Here is a 19,924-nt window from a genome sequence, read left to right on the forward strand (position 1 = left end):
ACGAATAAGCCTAAACCTTAAATTTATCCGACAACCCATTGGTCTTCCTATTACCGAGCACTCATTCTTCGCGAAAATATTGCCTTTTGGTTTGAGCCTGCTGCGTAATGCTACGCTCCATCAAAAGGCAAACAAGGGATAACCCAAACCTACTCCAAAACAGCCATCCAGTGCTGCTTAATGATGAAATCATTATTCCGTCTTTCTTTACCCATGGTCATTGGCTTTGTACAAAACATCTTTTTCTGAAATAAAGCACCTATTTAGCCGATAATTTTTTTAGAATGATTTATGCTATATCACACATCAATAAACGAAAATTGAATAACAAGAGAGTTTGATCTATGCCACATTCTTACCACCTCGAAAAACACTATATTGAACGGTCTGGATGGTTACGTGCTGCAGTATTGGGTGCGAACGATGGGATCATTTCTGTGACCAGTTTGGTCGTGGGGATGGCAGCCAGTGGTGCATCTTCTCAAACATTGTTAATTACCTGTATTGCAGGCTTAATTTCGGGCGCTGCTTCTATGGCAGCGGGTGAATATATTTCGGTGAAATCTCAACAAGACATTGAAAAAAATGACCTTGCGATGGAAGCACGTGAATTAAAACTCAACCCAGAGCATGAGCTAAAAGAGCTCACCAATATTTATATGATTCGCGGTTTAGATGCCAAATTGGCAGAACAAGTGGCCATACAATTGACTGCTCACAATGCTTTAGATGCCCATGCCCGTGATGAAATTGGTATTTTAGAACACACCGCAGCGCGACCCTTTACCGCAGCATTTTCTTCGGCATTGGCATTTACCATAGGTTCATTATTCCCGTTGGTGTCTATTTTACTCTTACCTGAACATCTGTTAGACAAAGGCGTAATGTTGGTTGGTGTAATCAGTCTAGGGGTTATGGGTGCGCTTGCCAGCTATGTCGGTGGCGCAAGTATGTGGAAAGGTGCATTGCGTGTCATGATCTGGGGTATTGTCGCCATGGTATTCAGTGCGTGGATTGGTTCAATGTTCCATGTCGCTGTGGCTTAAAAAATCTAGGAAATTCAGTGTAAATCTCTGCCCTATCTTTGGATAAAAATATATTCAGAGATAGGGCAAGCTTCAGAAATAACATGAATGAACAGCTTATCCATGCAAAGTTTATATCTCTAAAACTTCTATCTTCAAAGTTAATCAAATAAAACTACAACAGATTCAGCCCACAATTTTAAGTCAGTTTTAAGTTTCAAATTTTAAACTAAAGCATCTTAAAGTCTTTTGAATCATTGACAATGTCTAAGCAGCCCGAATCACCACTTGCTCCGTCTTTCTTTGCCCGACTGCGCTTTTGGCAAAAACCAATTTCATTATTCTATTTCAATCTGCTGCTTGCCTTATGGTTAGGCTTGGTGTTGAACTATGGATTTTATGCGAAAATTCAACAATTCACGCCTTATCAGGGCATTAAAGCCATAGGCTTATTGAGCGCAACCGTGATCGTGATCATATCGGCGTATAACCTATTGCTGCAATGGCTGAACTGGCGTTGGAATGCCAAAATATTAGCAAGTATTTTGATTGTAGTCGGTGGATTCAGCGCTTATTTTGTCAATAGTTTAGGTGTGGTGATTACCGCAGACCAAATTCAAAATATGCTGCAAACCGATGTACGTGAAGTACGTGATCTTTGGTCAGTGCGCTTGGTGGTTTGGAGTGTGCTGTTTGTGCTACTGCCATTGGTCTTGGTGTGGTCTGTTAAAATTCAGCCGACTCATTTTGCCCGTCAATTACTGCAAAAGACCTTAGGCAGTGTGGTTTCGATTGTGCTGATTTTAGGTTTATTGTTCTGTTTTTATGTGGATTATGCTGCAATCTTCCGTGAACATCGTGATTTAAAAGGCATGCTTTCTCCACAAAATGCGATTGCCTCTAGTCTATCGTATTATAAAAAGAAAGCACCCAAACAGAATTTGCCGCTGCTGCGCTATGGTGAAGATGCACATTTAATTCAACGTGCGCAAACAGGCACAGCACCCAAAATTATGCTGTTGGTGGTTGGTGAAACTGCACGTGCCGAAAGCTTCTCGCTGAATGGCTACGCAAAAAAAACCAACCCTGAACTCTCTAAGCTGCCTGTGATTAATTTCACTCAAGTCAGCTCTTGTGGTACAGCCACGGCTGTTTCTGTGCCGTGCATGTTCTCGGGGATGCCACGCCAAAATTATGATGAACAACTGGCAAGTCACCGTGAAGGATTACTGGATATTGCTCAGCGTGCAGGTTATCAAGTCACTTGGATTGATAACAATTCAGGCTGTAAAGGTGCCTGTGATCGGGTGCAGTAATATCAAATTCCTGCAGCGCTAAAACAAAAATGGTGTGATGCTAGCGGTGAATGTTTAGATGAAATTTTAGTGGACAGTTTACAGGCTTATCTTGCTCAGCTTGACCCGAAAGACAGACGTTCACATTTAATTATCTTGCACCAAATGGGCAGTCATGGACCTGCTTATTTCAAACGCTCAACCGTAGCTTATCAACCCTTCCAACCGACGTGTAACAGCAATGCGATTCAGGGTTGCAGTGCCGATGCCTTACGCAATACCTATGACAACTCGATTGTCTATACCGACCATGTTTTAAGTCAGTTGATTCAAACTTTAGAGCAACAAAAACACTATCAAACTGGTTTTTGGTATTTATCTGATCATGGTGAATCGACAGGCGAGCATGGTTTATATTTACACGGCGCACCGTATTCTATGGCACCGACTCAACAAACTCATGTACCGATGCTGATGTGGTTTTCAGAAGCTTGGCAACAACAAAATTCCGCGCAAGTGAATTGCTTAAAAGCACAACGCCAAGCAGCATTGAGTCAGGACAATCTTTTCCCAAGTTTATTGAGCTTACTAGATGTAAAAAGCCAAGTGATTGATCCGAAAAATGATATGCTGAATCAATGTTCTGCCCCATCTACCACTCAACCGCAGCACGAGTCATCACATGCCTAAAATATTAATCATTGAAGACGATTTTATGATTGCCGAATCGACCCAAACCTTGCTCAAGTTACAGCAATTTGATGTTACTTGGGTGAACAACGGGATTGATGGCTTAAAGCAATTACAGCAGCAAGATATCCAGTTGGTGTTGCTGGACTTAGGCTTACCCATGATGGACGGCATGCAGGTATTAAAAAACATTCGCCAGTTACATCCACAATTGCCCGTGCTGATTATTTCTGCGCGTGATCAATTGCAACAACGGGTGGATGGTTTAAATCAGGGTGCAGATGATTATTTAATTAAACCCTATGAATTTGATGAATTACTGGCGCGAATTTATGCCCTGCTCAGACGTAGCGGCGCACAAAATCCTGTAAACGATACCGCACATATTTTAAGTTATGGCGATTTAGTCTTAGATACCGAACAACATTTGGCAAAATTCAAAGGTGAATATATCGAATTGTCGAATCGTGAATGGGCAATTTTAATGGCTTTGGTCAGCCACCCTAATAAAATTTTCTCTAAAAGTAATTTAGAAGATAAATTATATGATTTTGACAGTGAAGTCAGCAGCAACACCATTGAAGTCTATATTCACCATTTACGCGCCAAACTTGGCAAGGACTTTATTCGTACCATTCGTGGTTTGGGCTACCGTTTAGGGCAAATTTAATGCAATCCTACTCTTTGCAAAAACGTCTGATTGTTTATGTTTCTATCTTTAGTGTCATGTTGGGCTGCGTTTTGGTATTTGCAGCGTATCGAATTGCCCTAGAAGAAATGAATGAAATTTTAGATGCACAAATGCAAAGTTTGGCAGAACGCATTGCAGCGAACCATCCTGAACCTACACAGAGCCAAATCGATTTAAATCAGAGATATAGCGAAGAAGACTTATTTGTCGATATTTGGTCATATGACGATGCTACAACACAATTACACCCTCAAGATGTGTTGCTACAACCCGTAGAAAAACCAGGGTTTTATAATCATCAAACCGAAGTTGGACTGTGGCATACCTATATTTTGCCGCAAGAAACCCTACAGATTCAAATTAGCCAGCAAAACTCTGTGCGCCAATATTTAGCTTTAGAATTAGCGGCAAATATGTTTATTCCCTATGCAATATTTTTACCCTTTGCCCTTTTGGCTTTGGGTTGGCTGATTCGTCATAATTTTCAACCACTAAATAACTTTAAAAGCGAATTGGCACGTCGTAAAGCGCAGGATCTCAGCCCGATTCACATGTTGGATTATCCTGTCGAGCTTGCACCCACGATTCAGGAAATGAATCAGTTATTTACGCGAATTTCTGCCGCACAGCAGGAACAGCGCCAGTTCGTTGCCGATGCTGCACATGAATTACGTACCCCACTCACTGCACTCAATTTACAAGTACAAATTTTATTGCAGCAATTTCCACATAGTGATGCCCTCAATAATTTAAGCCAAGGGGTTTTGCGTTTACAGCATTTAGTCAATCAGTTATTAAGCTTAGCCAAGCAAGATGCCTCAGATAGTCTAATTGAAAACGATCAAACCCTATCTTTAAATCAAATGACCATTGCCTGTGTGGAACAACTTATTCAATTGGCATTGCAAAAAGATATTGATTTAGGTGTCGAACAACGCCAAGAGTTGAATATTCATGGGCAAAGTTCTGCTTTGCATTCCATTATTTATAATTTAATTGATAATGCGATTAAATATACGCCCAAACAAGGCGTGATCAATGTGACTATTTTTCAGCAAGAACAACATGCAATTTTGCAAATTGAAGACAGTGGTGCAGGCATTGACCCCGCACTATTCAATCAAATTCGACAGCGTTTTTACCGTATTCACAACCATGCAGAAATTGGCAGCGGTTTAGGTTTATCTATTGTAGATAAAGCCACCCAACGCTTAGGTGCAAGTTTAGAGTTTTCTAAAAGTGCCAGTTTAGGTGGTTTATGTGTGCAGGTTAAATTTCCGATGCGTTAAGATCGGGTTTTAATTTAGATTTTGATTGTGGCAATTTATGCGCCAAGAACGCATAAGCGACTACGTTCAAACACCAAGTAATCCAGCCTGTCCAAAGATTATGACTAAAAAAATGTGCCCCGCGCATCATTTGCGCCCAGCCCATCCCCATGCCTAAAATGCAAGCCGCAATCAAGAAAAAATAAGCACGTTTAGGTTGAGCAGCCCGATAAACAAAATATCCTACCAATAAAGCAAAACCACTTGAGGCATGCCCCCCTGGAAAACAATGCCCTGCCGTTGCACTTAAATCCCACCAAACGCCATGCGCTGTGGCAATGCTCATATCCCACGGGCAAGCATGTGCCGACTGTGATTTAAGTATTGCAATCACACTGGTCGAAATCACCACCATCCAAAAGAAATAGCCAAACTCCCAACGACGAGCACGTAATTTTTGAAATTTGAAAGACAGCAACCAAGCCAGCAAATAGCTCAGATATACTGCAATCAGGATATATTTGACATAACGATGATTTAATTCAGCCAATGCCCAATTTTGTCGCAATGGAAATTCTGCATGTGCATCTATAAAAGGTTGAATTAGGTGTAAATCTAGCGTGCCTGCAACGCTAAAAAAATTGAGCAATATCAGCAAACTCAGAAGGAGTAAAATTGCTTGAAGAAGTAAAAATTTTGAATGCTGATGCCGCATGAGGATTACTCAACTCACTATCTATTTTAAAGTCTGTCTTATGCTTTTTGAAGGATTAAGCAGGAATCAGGCATGCGCCCCAAGTCAATGTGATAATTGCCAAAGCAACAAATTGCGCTGCACTGCCCATATCTTTGGCATTTTTAGACAAGGGGTGTTGCTCCATCGAAACACGATCGACCACGGCTTCAATAGCAGAGTTAATCAGTTCGACAATGATGGCAAGTAAACACACCACAATCATGAGCACTTGTTCAACACGACTGACAGGCATGAAAAAACTGAGCGGGATCAGCAGTAAATTAATCAGAATGATTTGCCGAAATGCCGCTTCATTTTGAAAGGCGGCTTTAAAGCCTGCCAAAGAATAGCCTGTGGCATTCAAAATCCGTTGTAAACCAGAAGTGCCTTTGTAAGGAGAGCGTGGAAGCATAGTGAATCTGATTTGAAATAAATCCGATGTTAAGTGATTTAGCTTAAAATTGGCTTAACTATAACCTTTTGAGACTATTAAATTAAATCGGTGTAATATGTAACATTATGAGTGCCCTATTGAATAATAAGACTCCATCTAAAGTAAGCTGTAAATACCATCAATTTCTTATTGTTGAATCTAAGGTTGTATCAATTGCTCGGCTTCAACTTGCTTAATATCAAAATCAGGACTTTCTTTGGCTTGAATAATTTGCACAGGAATAAAGCGCACTTGAACCACACTTGGTTTTCCACGTGGGTCTTGTGCTAATTTTTGATTCAATGCAGAAATCTGTTGAGGTTTTGGCGCTATATCTCCACGCAAGACTACGCGAATTAAAGTCATCTCTTTACGCCGATCAAACTGCACCGTATCAATCAAATTATTATGTTGATTAAATTGACTTTCAATCAAGCTTTCTACCTGATGTTCATACATCTGTTTATTTAACATCATCATAAAGTTAAAGCTTAAATAGATACCCAGCGCAAAAAGTACTAAAAGACTCACGATATTTCTTTTAATAAATTCAATTACTGTGCTATTTACTTCTTCATCTGAACCGCGTCTAAAACCAGCTGCCCATAACACCAGTGAAGAACTAATTTGAATAGCAACAATATTGGTCAGTGCCAACAGCAGAGCATTTGCTGCATGTTTCCATTCCAGATGCGCAATTAATATGCCACTTGCAACCAGCGGCGGTACCAAAGCAGTCGCAACTGCAACGCCAACAACAGCCACAGACAGACGTGGTGAAACGGCTGCAAATGCCCCTGCTGCACCACCCGCAAGTGCAATCATTAAATCCATAATGGTAGGCTGAGTTCTAGACAGAATTTCATGGGTGATAGGTAAGTTAATATTGATAAGACCTAAAATGATGCCAATACTGACAATCATCGACACACCTAAAACTAAGGTTTTAAATGCTGTTTTAAAAAACAACCATCGATTATCAATAAATGCTAAAGCCATACCTGAAATAGGACCAAGCATCATCGCAACCAGCATTGCACCAATCACCACTGCAGCTGAATTAGACAATAAACCATAGCCTGCAATAATAGCTGCCAAAGCATTCATTATAAAAAAGGTTTTGCTTGGCAAGGCATCGGCCTGAATATTCAGCCGTACTTGTTTATGGTCAATCTTTTTAGAGTTTTCGCGCTCCGCTTGTTTGTATTTCAGCTTTTCTTTCAGAAGTTCATATTTTTCTTGTTCAGGACTGTCTTCAACCACAATCGTTGGATCTTGATCTTTTTCCATCGCATGCCTCTGTGTTAGCTGAATAGGAATCTATCCAAATTCTCATGTAGCCGTAGACTTTGTGCAATTCCGCCCAGCATGTTTGGCTTCATACAATTTATTATCTGCAAGTTTAAGCACTTCAGAAATATCCTCTGCATCTTTAAACCAAAATGCGATACCAATTGAGATGGTAATTTCACCCATACCATTAATATTGGTTTGTTGCATGGTCGTTCTTAAACGCTCCGCAGCTTTATATGCCACACTTGGGTCGGCAGTCGTCATCAGCACTAAAAACTCTTCGCCCCCAGAACGGCAACAAATATCATGATCCCTAAAATTAGTTAGCATTATTTGCGCGAGCGTTTTAAGTACCACATCACCTTGATCATGCCCATAGTGATCATTAACTTTCTTAAAGAAATCAATATCAATAGCCAATGCTGCAAACTCAGTTCGGGTTTTGACCAACTCATTTAAAAATAATTGCATCCCACGACGGTTATATAAACCTGTCAATGGATCAGTATTGACGTGATGCTTTAACTCCGCAATCCGATGACTAAAGGTTTCCGAACTGAGTAATAATGAGGTTCTAAATTTTAAAACCTCGAAATACCACGGATCAACTTCTTTAATTTTATCTTGGATTTCAGCCTGATTCAGCATACTTGCCATACGTGCCAAGCGGTTCAAAGGTGAAGAAATAAAGCTTGAGATATACCAAACCAATAAGAAAATAAATAAGTAAAAAATAAAGATTCCAACCGATACTTTTAAAATCAAGGTATTGGCTTGTGCAAGTAAATCATCAGTGGGCTGTTGAGAAACCACAATCCAATTGACACTTGGAATATGTGCAAAACCTGCCAAATTATCTATGCCTAAACTATTTTTTAAACGGATTGAGCCATTTTTATGATGATTAATATAGTCTAAACCCGTATTGTTAATAATTTTTTCACCAATACGATTTTTATCTGGATGAAAAATAATACGGTTATGTTGATCAATCACATACATATAACTTTTTTTATAGTCATATTGTGTATTCAGCATTGTATTTAATAAGTTTTTCCGTTGTAAATAAATCGTACCACTGATCATGCCTAAATATTGATGTGTTTTATCATAAATAGGTTGTGACATCATGACAACTAAATTATTAGTTATTGACCAATATGGAGATGAAATATAAGTTTTCTTTTTCTCAATAGATCCAACAATACCAACACTACTATATGCATGATTAAAATTTAGCTTTAATGTTTTGGGTGCATAAGCCAAAATATGTTTATTCTGCCCCACCAATTGAATACTATTAAAATTATTGGATTGATTTTTTAAGCGTAGTACTTCTTCTTTTCTAAGTTGTGTATTATAAAAATTTGTTTCTAATAAACGTGCACTATAATCCAACTCTTGCAGCATATCTGCAAAGTGTTGATTGGAACTGGTCGCAATTTTTTCTGCATATTTTTCATTGATCGAAAGTGAATTTTGAATTAATTGTTCTTTAATTACATAATTCAAAATAAATACACTTACGACAAATAAGCCGGATACACTTAAAATTGTCGAAATTAAAATAAGTTTACGCAGATCTAATCCGAGTCTTAGTAAAAAACGCTTCAACAGCTCCAACCCCAAAAAATTCAAAAAACTGCGACAAGCGCAAACTTTAACACATAACTTTATAACTCAATCACATAATTTAAAGCGATACAGTTGAGTTTTAGTTGTCTATTTTTGGTGTTCAATTCCACAAATTGGATAATTCCCTTGTTGCTGACCACTACCTCAATTCAGAAATATATCCTGAAAATAGAACTTCTACCACACACCTCCCAAGAATGCACCGTCTAACAACAAAGAATGACAACTTGACGTTTTTTTTACTTAATTTTTTTTTGGAAAACCGTGACTATTAGATAAACTTCTAGGATCAATTATACACAAAATTACAAAAATTAAATATTTGCTCCATGCTTTAAATTTACCCTATCCGCTTAATAAATAGATTGTTTTCTCTTATGTTTAAGACACTTTTCACTTTAAGCATTTAAGCAATTGCTCACTTTTAACAGCATGTATTGGGGTTGACGGAACAGCATCGGGGCAGATTCCCAATATCGTCATTCAACCTCAAATTCCACCCAGTACACCTCTAGAACACCCTGCACAAAAAACCATTTAAGTGCCTACACCTATGCCTTATCCTACACAAACATGGCAACAAAAACTCAAAATTAAAACCTATGATTGCCGCTGCGTAGATTTTAGTCGCAGTAATTAACGTTCCATTCAGACTTCACATTGTCATGATGTAACCAATCAGCATTTCATTTTCCATCCTGATCAAAGTATTACCGTGCAAGGCAAATGTCTAGATGTAGCAGGAAAACAGAAACATGATGGTGCTGAAGTCATTGCTTATACCTGTAATGGACAAAGTAACCAAAAATGGTATCTCGATGGTCAGCGTATTCGTAGTGCAGATACAGGCAAATGTTTAGATATTTATAATGGAAAAATGAAAATGTATAGCTGCAATCAAAATCGTGGGCAGAAATTTAGTTTTATTGCCTTATAAAAAAGAATCACTAACTCCCTCAGCCTAGCCTGCTCTTTTGAAGATGAGGGAATTAGCGAATGATAATTTAAAAAATTATAAAAATTTTACTTTAAATACGATTAATTAAGGATGCTGACTAAACAAATCAAAAATCACTTTTCTTAACCACTGATGACTGGTTTGGTGATGACAAGACGTATGCCAATATTGTCGTACAGGATAGGTTGGAAAATTCAAAGGCGCACTCACTACTTGTAAATTCCCGCGTGCCAATAATACTTCACTTAAATAATAAGGCACTGTCGCAATCATATCGGTTTCTTGCACAATTAAACCGACCCCTAAATAACTTGGGATACTCATTAGAATATTACGTCTTAAACCACGATTGCTTAATTCATTTTCAATATGGTAGTGACCTATACTGGTATCTACATCGACATGCGATTCACGAATATAAGCTTCAACATCTAAACTTTTTTCACAAATACGTGGATGATCTTTACGACTAATCACCACATAATATTGTAAAAATAATTGCTGCTGATAAAAACCCTGCTCTAACTCAGGTAAAAAACCAATCGCAAAATCAATTTCACCATTTGCCATTTGATAACTGGTTTCACGGGTAATAGGACGAATTTTAATCCGCACTGAAGGTGCATATTTTTTTAAAAACTTGGTCAGTTTTGGCAATAAAACCAAATGCGAAACATCGGTCATTGCCAAGGTAAATAATTGATCGGAATGTGTCGGATCAAAATCGACTTTAAAATTATTGACCGTTTCAATTTTATTAATAATTTCACTAATCGGTGAAAAAATCTGTTTCGCCAACTCTGTAGGCAACATTTCATTGCCAACCCTTAAAAATAATGGGTCATTAAAATGCTGACGAATTTTATTTAAACAGTTACTAACCGCAGGCTGACTCATGCCCAATGCATCTGCTGCTGCAGACACATTTTTTAATTTATATACATAGTAAAAAATCTGTAGCAGTTTGCTATCTAACTTAAACATATCCATCTTTCCTTAGAATCAGTTTCACTGCTCAGTTTTCATCCTTATTTAACGCCAAGCTTTTAATTTAGAGCTATGCCCAATGCCCACATTAAAACAATTGGTCGGATCCAATTTTTGATAATGCTGCTTTAAGGCAGGCTTCGCCACATATAAATGCCCAACATTATGCTCTGCAGGATACTCTGCCCCACGTGCATCAAGCAATGACCACATTTGATGTTCCATCGCCAACGGGTCTACGCCTTTTTTAATAATATAGTCCTGATGAAAGACATGACATAAAAAATGACCATAATACAACTTATGTATAATCGCCTGCTCCAACTCTTCGGGCAAGGTTTCAACCCATTGCTGATCATTACGTCTTAACGCAATATCTAAAGCAACAATGTCTTCCACTTCATTTCGATGTGTATCACGATAACGAATTGCAGCACCTGCCACTGCAAAGCGATGCAGAAAAGCCTTGCGGCCTTCATCTTCATTACATAGAAAAAAACTGCCGGAATTGCGCGTGATAAAATAATCCATTAAAAACTGCTGTACTGCCGCAACATCTTGCTGCTCAATGCGCAAAATTAAATGATGTTCATACAAATCACGAAATTGGTTCATGCGTTCTGGTAAATGATTTGGCAGTAGTTTCGTGAACATTTGCAAAACTTTATCCGACAATCCACGCATGCCCCAACGGGTTAGAAAACCATCAACTTTGTCTTTCATGGCAAAAGCTGCAGGTACTTTACTGGTGCCAAACTTCTCGATAAACAAGAAGCTGTCTTTGCCATATTCTGCACCAATGTCATAGGCATCTCGATGAATATACTCGCCAGCAATCGGTACACGCGGCAAATCACGTAATAAAAAACGGCGAATCGCGGTTAAATCATCCTGCTGATTGCTGCCGATATAAAACACCTGACTCGGAATTTTCTCAAACGTATCCAAACGCACTGCAAACACACAGACTTTACCTGCCGAACCCGAAGCTTCAAACAAACGGCTCGGGTCGGCATTAAACCGTGCAGGCGTATCGGCATCGACTTGGGCAACATCATGCACGTAACGCTGATCTGAAGCACAACAATGTTCCGAATATTCAATATCTTCAGGGCGATATTGTTGTTGCTCAAGTTTGGTTAAAATTTCTTCTGGCGAGTTCCCTAAATTCACCCCCAAATGATTGATGAGTTGCAACTCGCCCAGTGCATCGACTTGTGCATATAAGGCCAACTCAGTATAGGCAGGACCACGTCTAACCAAAGCACCACCTGAATTGTTGCATATTCCACCCAAAACTGAAGCGCCAATACAAGATGAACCAATCACTGAATGTGGCTCACGTTGATGTGGTGCCAATTGCTGTTCCAATGCATCCAACGTAGCGCCGGGTAAACAAATCACTTGCTTGGCATTATTAATCAGCTGAATGCCTTTTAAACGCTGAGTATTAATCAGAATAACAGGACGGTCATAATCATCACCAAAAGGGGTCGAACCACCAGTCAGTCCTGTATTGGCGGCCTGCATAATAATGATACAGTCTGCCGCCACTGCCACTTGCAACACTTGCCACTGTTGCAACAGCGAACCTGGCGTGACTACAGCAAAAACCTGCCCCTCACCAAAACGTCGCCCTTGACGATATAAGCGGGTATCCGACTCATGGGTCAATACATGCGCTTTCCCCACAATATCGACCAAATTTTTGAGTGTCGCTGCTGCATCAAATTGTGCTATTGATGAATTTGTCTGTGGCATGGTGTGCATGTCCTGAATTCCAATGGTGAAGAAAATACAATTGAGCAATCAAGCCAAACTTTTAAAGTTATGGATTCATCGCCCATGTTTGCAAATTAGTCTTTCAGCTCACGCTCAAGTTGTACCAAGCAATCTGAGTTAATCGCTTGAATGTTTTTAGCACCCGTTAAGGTCATTGCGACTCGCATTTCTTTATCAATCAATTCGAGTAAATTACTCACACCCGCCCCACCTGCTGCACCTAGTGCATAAATAAAGGCACGTCCGAGCATACAAGTATCCGCACCCATCGCCAACATGCGCACCACATCTAGGCCATTACGAATACCTGAATCCACTAGAATTTTTAGATCTCCTTTTACTGCATCGGCTATTGGCGGTAAAGCACGTGCAGTCGAGAGCACACCATCTAACTGACGCCCACCGTGATTCGATACCACAATACCATCGGCACCAAAGCGGACTGCATCTTTGGCATCTTCAGGGTCTAAAATGCCTTTAATCACCATCGGGCCATCCCAAAATTCACGAATCCACTCTAGGTCTTTCCATGAAATGGATGGATCAAAGTTATTGCCCAACCAACCAATATAATCTTCCAGTCCAGTCGGCTTGCCCAAGTATTTGGAGATATTGCCCAAGTCATGCGGACGACCTAGTAAGCCAACATCCCACGCCCAGTTTGGATGCATCACTGCTTGCATATAACGGCGCATGGCCGCATTTGGCCCACTCATGCCTGAATGTGCATCACGATAACGTGCGCCAGGCACAGGCATATCTACCGTAAAGACTAAGGTTGAACAGCCTGCTGCTTTGGCACGTTCCAAGGCATTGCGCATAAAACCACGGTCACGTAATACATATAATTGAAACCACATTGGGCGTGAAATGGCAGGCACCACTTCTTCAATTGGGCACACCGACACGGTAGATAAAGTAAACGGAATACCTTTTTTGTCAGCTGCAACTGCGGCTTGTACTTCACCACGGCGCGCATACATGCCCGTTAAACCCACAGGTGCCAAAGCCACAGGCATTGACAAGGTTTCATTAAATAAGGTGGTTTCTAAACTCAAAGCCGACATGTCATTCAAAACACGTTGGCGCAAGGCAATCTGTGAAAGGTCTTCCACATTTCTTTTCAGCGTTTGTTCCGCGTACGCACCTCCATCAATATAGTGAAATAAAAATGGCGGTAAACGGCGTTTCGCTGCTTCGCGGTAATCATTCGCAGAAGAAATAATCATGGCGCTATCCTGTTTAATCGACTCGCACGCTGACGACGCGCATCTTCCTCGTCTATCATGCGTACTTGTTGAACTACAAATTCAATATGTCCACACACTGCCGAACGGGCAGCTTCTGGATCCTGGCGTTCAATTGCATCCATCACTTGAAAGTGTTGATCGTGCAACTGATCGAAACGGTGGGCTTCGGTATAGACTTTGCGTCTGCCCAAAACTACGTTGTATTGCAACAAATCAAATAAGCCACGCATCATTTGAATGAGCACCAAATTGTGCGATGCTTCGGCAATTGCCAAATGAAACTTGGCATCGGCAATTGCTGCCTGATCGTCATCACCTAAAATTTGAAAATGGGCGATTTGCTCATAACAGGCACGGATGTTTTTCAAATCCTCAGCAGTTGCCCGCTGTGCGGCATACCATGCCGTACCACCTTCAAGCACCATTCGAGCTTCCTGCACATCAAAACGATAAGCAGGGTCTTCATCAATCAGGTTACTTAAAGGCTGCACAATTTGATATTGCGACCAATTGGTGGGTAGCTGTTGCAAAAAAGTACCCGCTCCAACTTTGCTGACCAGCATGCCCTGACTGGTCAATTGCTGAATGGCTTCACGCAAAGAGGAACGGGAAACCCCGAGTTGTTCACATAACTTTCTTTCGGCAGGCAATCGGTCTCCGACTTGCATCTGATTTTTTTCAACCAGTGTGCGCAGGTCTTGTACAACTTTGTCGGAAACTTTCATGCGGCTATCCTCTTGTGCATGTGGTTATGGAATCATCCATGGGAACACATAAGCTTGTAGAGTGATAATAATACCGATCATTACGGTGAACGTGATACTGTGTTTCACGGTAAAGCGGAATAAATCCGATTCTTTTCCGACTAAACCCACTGCCGCACAGGCAATTGCAATCGATTGTGGTGAAATCATTTTGCCTGTTACTCCACCACTGGTATTGGCAGCAACCAACAAGACTTCTGGTACACCAATTTGCTGTGCAGTTGTGGCTTGCAAGGCAGCAAATAAGGCATTGGCTGATGTATCTGAACCTGTCAAGAACACTCCAATCCAACCTAAAAATGGCGAGAAGAATGTGAAAGCATTGCCTGTGTGTGACAAAGCCAATGCTAAAGTCGCAGACATGCCTGAATAATTGGCAATAAAAGCAAAAGCCAACACCATCCCAATCGAATAAATTGGTGTTTTTAACTCATTGATGGTTTCTGCAAAAGTTTTAACCGCTTCACGTGGTTTCATTTTTAAGTAAATGATGGTGATGACAGCCGCAATCATAATTGCAGTCCCTGTTGCACTCAGCCAATCGAACTTAAAGATTGCATCGTAGTCTTTAACTTCAGCAACCACAGGCGGCATTTTTTGCACCAATTGATGTAAAAATGGCACTTTGATGGAAATTACCCAGTCATGCATTGCCCCATCTTTTGCAAATAAATCTTTAAACGGTTTAATACTCCAAATGGTGACCATCACCGTTAACACTGCAAAAGGTGACCATGCTTTAACAATCTGCCCCATGCTGTATTTTTGCTGTTGTTCTGCAACTAAGTTGGCATCCACTTTGGTGTCTGCATCGCTAAAACGGAAAATGTGTTTTGGCTGCCAGAATTTAAATAAGACCGTTAAACTAATCAAAGAGGCAATTGCAGCGGTAATATCGGGTAACTCAGGCCCTACAAAGTTAGAGGTCAAGTATTGTGCAATCGCAAAAGCACCACCACCCACCAACACTGCAGGCCAAGTTTCTTTCACACCGCGCCAGCCATCCATAATTGCCATAATCCAGAACAGCACAATAGGCACCATAAATGGCAACTGACGCCCAACCATCTGGCTAATTTCCATGGTTTCTACACCCGAAACCTGACTCGCCACAATAATTGGAATCCCCATTGCGCCAAACGCAACAGGTGCGGTGTTCACAATCAGACATAAACCCGCAGCGTATAAAGGCTTAAAGCCCAAACCCACCAATAAAGCTGCAGTAATTGCCACTGGCGCCCCAAAGCCCGCTGCACCTTCTAAAAATGTGCCAAACGCGAAGCCCACTAGTAGCATCTGGAGACGCTGATCTTCTGTAATCGAAAGAATAGATGAGCGAATAATGTTAAATTGCCCTGTTTTTACAGAGATTTTATATAAGAATAATGCGCCAATAATAATCCATGCGATTGGCCATAAACCGTAAAAAAAGCCATAGATCAATGAAGCAAAAGCCATTGGTGCAGGCATGCCATAGGCAAATAACGACACCAATAACGCCAAAATCACCGTAATTGTTCCCGCAACACTTCCTTTTAAGCGAAATACAGCCAATGCCAGAAAGAAAAAGATAATCGGGATTAATGCAATAAGACTCGAAATCCAAATATTTGCCATTGGATCGTAGATCTGTTGCCAATGTTGAAGCATTGTCATCTCCTTGAAATGCTCACTCAAACGTAAACATAGGTCTAAGCATAGAGGTAAAATTCTAATTTTGGTCTGACCAATATTGAGGTTAAAATCAGAATTTCCTCAATATAAGGTACAAATGATAGTTTTAGACAAGAAAAAGTCAAGATTGGTCTGATTGTTTATCTTGAATGGTCATACCAATTTTACTGAAGGTATGTCTTTATATACAGCATAAAAAATATGCCAAAGAAATATTTAAACTTTGTTTTTTCTGCAGTTTTTAAAAGGAAGGAAAAACCAAATTTATTCGGCACAGCCTTATACAACTTTCGTCTAATACAGTAAAATACGTGTGCTTTCTTCTAAGATGAATTGAACGCTTGATCAAAGGAATCATGGATAAATTCAGCTCAAGTGGCCGCTATTCGGCTTAAAAACATGTGGATTAAAAGAATTTTTTAGACAAAAAAATAACGCCATTATTGACTGCAACAATGGCGTCATCGTGTATTTATAACAGCAACTCACACCTTACTGTGGCTTAACCTGTCACCACGTTCAAGCGCTTTAAACGCGAAATATGCAAATCAATTTGCCCTGCAATTTCAGGCAAAATCTGTTTTAAAAACTGACTATAACCCAAAGCATCTTCCAGTTTTAAAACGCCTGCTTGCACTAACTGTTCCTGCTGAAAAAGCATGGACTGCACTTGGTTTAAATCAGGTTTTTGCCCCTGACTTAAACCTAGACTAATTTGCTCAAAACCCCAGTACAATTGGTCACGCTGCTGAATTAAAGCTGCCTGAGTAGACTCCTGCTCCCTGACCTCAGTCTGTATAGGAAAGAATGCCGTTTGTGCTGTATCTTCAGCGTGTAGCGCCAATTTTGGGCTCATTGCTGGAGGCGTTATATTCGACCGAACTGACACTGTTTCTGTTACGGGGGGTGCTGATGGTTGAAACACATAGACCACTACAAACAATACAGCGACTGCAATAATAAAAAAACCAATGCCGAGCCATCGTGGATGTTTCATGCGCTTGCTCCAAACGCAAAGCATCTTCAATTTTTAGCGACAACGACATATCAGTGATTTTTTGGATAATCACTCTTTATTCAATGCACTAAAATCTGCAAAAGCTCAGTTTTTTTAGATGCTTCACGCTACCTGATTGGTTAGATTAAGGGGTTGACCAATCGCTTGGTGCATAACCCAAACGCACTCGCTGTGGGTGATTCCCCACTGGCACACTGCGGACTTTTTCTCCCGTAGCAAAGTCAATCACCGTTACCACATCGGTTTCACTTTCTGAAATCACACAGCTTTTTCCATCTGGGCTACGGGTTGCCCAATATGGTTTACCTGCAGGAATCAGTTTGCCTGCTTTTAAACTCTGACGGTCTACAATGGTCGCGTAATCATCCATCGTGCCTGCCACACAGAGTTTTTCGCCATCTGCGCTGATGGATAAACCATGATGACGTGAATCATTTACCCATTTGCTGCGGTCTTTTGGAATTGTACTGCTGCCCGGTAATTGTCCAATACGCGTGACTTTATCGGTTTTTAAGTCGTATTCCACCAAACCATTAAAAAATGAAACCTGCGCATAAAGTTTGCTTTCATCTTTACTTAGCACCATAGGACGCACTGAGTTGGATAAATCTTTACGTCCAAAGGCATCTAACGCAGGTCGGAAATCAATTTTTTTCAGAACTTTATAATTGTTGGCATCGGCAATGGTAATAAAGCGCTTACCTTTGGTAAAATCTTGCCACTGTGCATCCATCGAAGTTTCTACGTTACCAATCGCAGAGTTTAAGATTTTCGTTCCACCTGCAAAGTAAATATTTTCGTGCGGCTTATCCCCTGTTGCAAAACGCCCCAATTCTTTACCTGTATGAATATCTAAAACATGCACCACATTACCTGACGATGCCGACACAGCAACACGTTGTCCATCTGGTGAAACCGCCATGTGGTCTGCGCGGAAACCTTCGACTGGCGTACGCCAATTAATTTTGCCCGTTTTAATGTTGATGGATACCACATCGGCAAAACTTGGACGTGAAGCCACAATCGACTGTCCATCTGGCGTGGAATACATATCATCCACCAACTGGTCATTGCCCTCACCTGCAGTTTGTTGAATGTAAGTGTAGGCAATCAATTTCACTGGATTTAAATGAATTTCTAATAAACGCTCTTTGCGGTCAGGAATCATATTGACCACACCCACTTTGCCAAAGTCTTGTGAAGGGTGAATCACCGTCACTGTGCCATCCCAGTTATTGCCGACAAAAAAGACTTGTTGGGTATTCGGTGGCTGCGGTAAATAGGTCGAATCTGCATAACTTTGTGCGCTGACACAACTTCCTAAAGCCAGCACGCCTTGAAGTAGATGTTTAAACACCTTGTTGGAATAATTCATGTTCTTGTTCTCCCTGAACAGCAAAATGAAAGTGTTGTTTTTGTTTTGGCTTGTGTTTTTACATATTTGTTGTTTTTAACTGAAGCCTGCCTAATCCATCTTGAAGCGATCTTGAAGATTGTTGGCGTGGCATTGATTGGGCAATAGCATAAGAGTTTTTGTAATTTTGCGTCTAGGGTTCGAGCTAGACTATCCGATAGCAGGTCAAGTTTCAGATAAACAGAAATACAGCATCACATCCTGTTAAAATGCCAAGTATGATAAAAGCTTGTTTTTGTCGATGAAATGACAGTAATCCCATACCCATTCAAGCATTTAAACTCAAGAATATAAGGATGTGCCGAGATGCAGTTGTTGGAACTTAAAACCTTGCGTAAACAGCTTCGACAACAGCGCAGAGCGGTCACGCGCACCCAACAGCAACACGCACAGCAAGCTGTTTTGCAGCGGCTAATACGACTGCCAAAATTTCAGTACGCAAAAAAAGTAGGTATGTATTTACATGCTTTTGGTGAAATTCATACACACCGCATCATTGAATATTGCTTCGCGCATAGCAAACAAGTGTATTTGCCCATGATTTGCAATATGAATCAACACTTGGTGTGGGTACAAATCACCCCACAACAATATCGTCAGCGTCGCTTTGCCCATCATCGTTTGGGGATGCAAGAACCAAGAACAAGTCGCGGAAAACACATCTCCCATTTAGATTTAGTCTTGATGCCCTTATTGGCTTGCGATACGCATGGCACCCGCATTGGAATGGGCGGTGGTTATTATGACCGCACTTTAGCCTCTGCCCCGCAGCATCCTTATCGCTTAGGGATTGCACATGATTTTCAGCTAATTCATACACGCTTGCCACGTGAAAATTGGGATCAACCTGTAGATGCCTTACTAACTCCACAATATTTTTTACAGTTTAAACGCACCTTGAAACGCTAAATTGATCATTTTGACTGAATAGATCAATTTAAAATCACATATTTAGCTACTTTTTAAACAATTTGTGTTGACCTGCCCTTGTATTTTAAAAAATACCCATCA

At 40.5% G+C, this 19,924-nt stretch carries 16 protein-coding genes and 2 pseudogenes; 7 read left to right on the forward strand and 11 right to left on the reverse strand.

Going from position 1 to position 19,924, the window contains the following annotated elements:
* Positions 1 to 21: 21 nt before the first annotated feature.
* The 5 genes and pseudogenes from FTV43_RS15880 to FTV43_RS02195 all read left to right on the forward strand — a co-directional run.
* Positions 22 to 240 (forward strand): annotated as a pseudogene (locus FTV43_RS15880) (transposase); the annotation flags it as partial.
* 104 nt (positions 241 to 344) lie between these two features.
* Positions 345 to 1,046 (forward strand): VIT family protein, encoded by a 702-nt coding sequence (locus FTV43_RS02180; protein ID WP_179994771.1) that lies wholly within the window; start codon positions 345 to 347, stop codon positions 1,044 to 1,046.
* Positions 1,047 to 1,288: 242 nt separating this feature from the next.
* Positions 1,289 to 3,010 (forward strand): annotated as a pseudogene (locus tag FTV43_RS02185) (phosphoethanolamine transferase).
* Entirely contained in the window at positions 3,003 to 3,680 is a 678-nt protein-coding gene (locus FTV43_RS02190) for a response regulator transcription factor (protein WP_178866529.1), read from the forward strand. Before FTV43_RS02185 ends, FTV43_RS02190 begins: the two are co-directional and overlap by 8 nt.
* The gene (locus FTV43_RS02195; RefSeq protein ID WP_104852308.1) at positions 3,680 to 4,990 is read left to right on the forward strand and encodes an ATP-binding protein; all 1,311 of its coding nucleotides are present in this window, start codon (positions 3,680 to 3,682) and stop codon (positions 4,988 to 4,990) included. The genes FTV43_RS02190 and FTV43_RS02195 overlap by 1 nt, the downstream gene beginning before the upstream one ends.
* Here FTV43_RS02195 and FTV43_RS02200 read toward each other — a convergent pair.
* From FTV43_RS02200 to FTV43_RS02215, 4 genes are all read right to left on the reverse strand, one after another.
* Positions 4,971 to 5,684, reverse strand: coding sequence for a phosphatase PAP2 family protein (locus FTV43_RS02200; protein WP_104852309.1), 714 nt, complete (start codon positions 5,682 to 5,684; stop codon positions 4,971 to 4,973). The two genes, FTV43_RS02195 and FTV43_RS02200, sit on opposite strands and share 20 nt — an antisense overlap.
* 55 nt (positions 5,685 to 5,739) lie before the next feature.
* Positions 5,740 to 6,117, reverse strand: coding sequence for a diacylglycerol kinase (locus FTV43_RS02205; protein WP_004970542.1), 378 nt, complete (start codon positions 6,115 to 6,117; stop codon positions 5,740 to 5,742).
* Positions 6,118 to 6,297: 180 nt separating this feature from the next.
* Positions 6,298 to 7,428 (reverse strand): TIGR00341 family protein, encoded by a 1,131-nt coding sequence (locus FTV43_RS02210; RefSeq protein ID WP_004970544.1) that lies wholly within the window; start codon positions 7,426 to 7,428, stop codon positions 6,298 to 6,300.
* Between the two features lie 42 nt (positions 7,429 to 7,470).
* The gene (locus FTV43_RS02215) at positions 7,471 to 9,069 is read right to left on the reverse strand and encodes a sensor domain-containing diguanylate cyclase (protein ID WP_179994772.1); all 1,599 of its coding nucleotides are present in this window, start codon (positions 9,067 to 9,069) and stop codon (positions 7,471 to 7,473) included.
* Positions 9,070 to 9,754: 685 nt separating this feature from the next.
* Here FTV43_RS02215 and FTV43_RS15965 point away from each other — a divergent pair.
* Entirely contained in the window at positions 9,755 to 10,003 is a 249-nt protein-coding gene (locus FTV43_RS15965; protein ID WP_368856081.1) for an RICIN domain-containing protein, read from the forward strand.
* A gap of 105 nt (positions 10,004 to 10,108) precedes the next feature.
* Here the strand turns inward: FTV43_RS15965 and FTV43_RS02225 are convergent, their stop codons facing one another.
* The 7 genes from FTV43_RS02225 to FTV43_RS02255 form a co-directional block, all read right to left on the reverse strand.
* Positions 10,109 to 11,008 carry a LysR family transcriptional regulator gene (locus tag FTV43_RS02225; protein ID WP_004970549.1) on the reverse strand — a complete coding sequence of 300 codons (900 nt, stop codon included), beginning with the start codon at positions 11,006 to 11,008 and terminating at the stop codon, positions 10,109 to 10,111.
* A gap of 48 nt (positions 11,009 to 11,056) precedes the next feature.
* Positions 11,057 to 12,772 (reverse strand): D-lactate dehydrogenase, encoded by a 1,716-nt coding sequence (gene dld / locus FTV43_RS02230; RefSeq protein ID WP_179994773.1) that lies wholly within the window; start codon positions 12,770 to 12,772, stop codon positions 11,057 to 11,059.
* A gap of 95 nt (positions 12,773 to 12,867) precedes the next feature.
* Positions 12,868 to 14,022, reverse strand: a complete 1,155-nt coding sequence (gene lldD, locus FTV43_RS02235) for an FMN-dependent L-lactate dehydrogenase LldD (protein WP_179994774.1) — start codon at positions 14,020 to 14,022, stop codon at positions 12,868 to 12,870.
* Positions 14,019 to 14,768 (reverse strand): transcriptional regulator LldR, encoded by a 750-nt coding sequence (gene lldR, locus FTV43_RS02240; RefSeq protein WP_004970689.1) that lies wholly within the window; start codon positions 14,766 to 14,768, stop codon positions 14,019 to 14,021. The genes lldD and lldR overlap by 4 nt, the downstream gene beginning before the upstream one ends.
* A 24-nt stretch (positions 14,769 to 14,792) precedes the next feature.
* Positions 14,793 to 16,463, reverse strand: coding sequence for an L-lactate permease (gene lldP, locus FTV43_RS02245; protein WP_179994775.1), 1,671 nt, complete (start codon positions 16,461 to 16,463; stop codon positions 14,793 to 14,795).
* Between the two features lie 520 nt (positions 16,464 to 16,983).
* On the reverse strand, positions 16,984 to 17,478 hold the full coding sequence (locus FTV43_RS02250; protein ID WP_179994776.1) for a hypothetical protein: 495 nt from the start codon (positions 17,476 to 17,478) through the stop codon (positions 16,984 to 16,986).
* A gap of 145 nt (positions 17,479 to 17,623) precedes the next feature.
* The gene (locus tag FTV43_RS02255; protein ID WP_096902747.1) at positions 17,624 to 18,874 is read right to left on the reverse strand and encodes a YncE family protein; all 1,251 of its coding nucleotides are present in this window, start codon (positions 18,872 to 18,874) and stop codon (positions 17,624 to 17,626) included.
* 351 nt (positions 18,875 to 19,225) lie between these two features.
* On the opposite strand from FTV43_RS02255, the gene FTV43_RS02260 reads away from it, so the two are divergent.
* Entirely contained in the window at positions 19,226 to 19,822 is a 597-nt protein-coding gene (locus FTV43_RS02260; RefSeq protein ID WP_179994868.1) for a 5-formyltetrahydrofolate cyclo-ligase, read from the forward strand.
* The last annotated feature ends 102 nt before the right edge of the window (positions 19,823 to 19,924 follow it).

It is taken from the genome of Acinetobacter sp. YH16053, assembly GCF_013417035.1.
Classification (GTDB): domain Bacteria; phylum Pseudomonadota; class Gammaproteobacteria; order Pseudomonadales; family Moraxellaceae; genus Acinetobacter; species Acinetobacter towneri.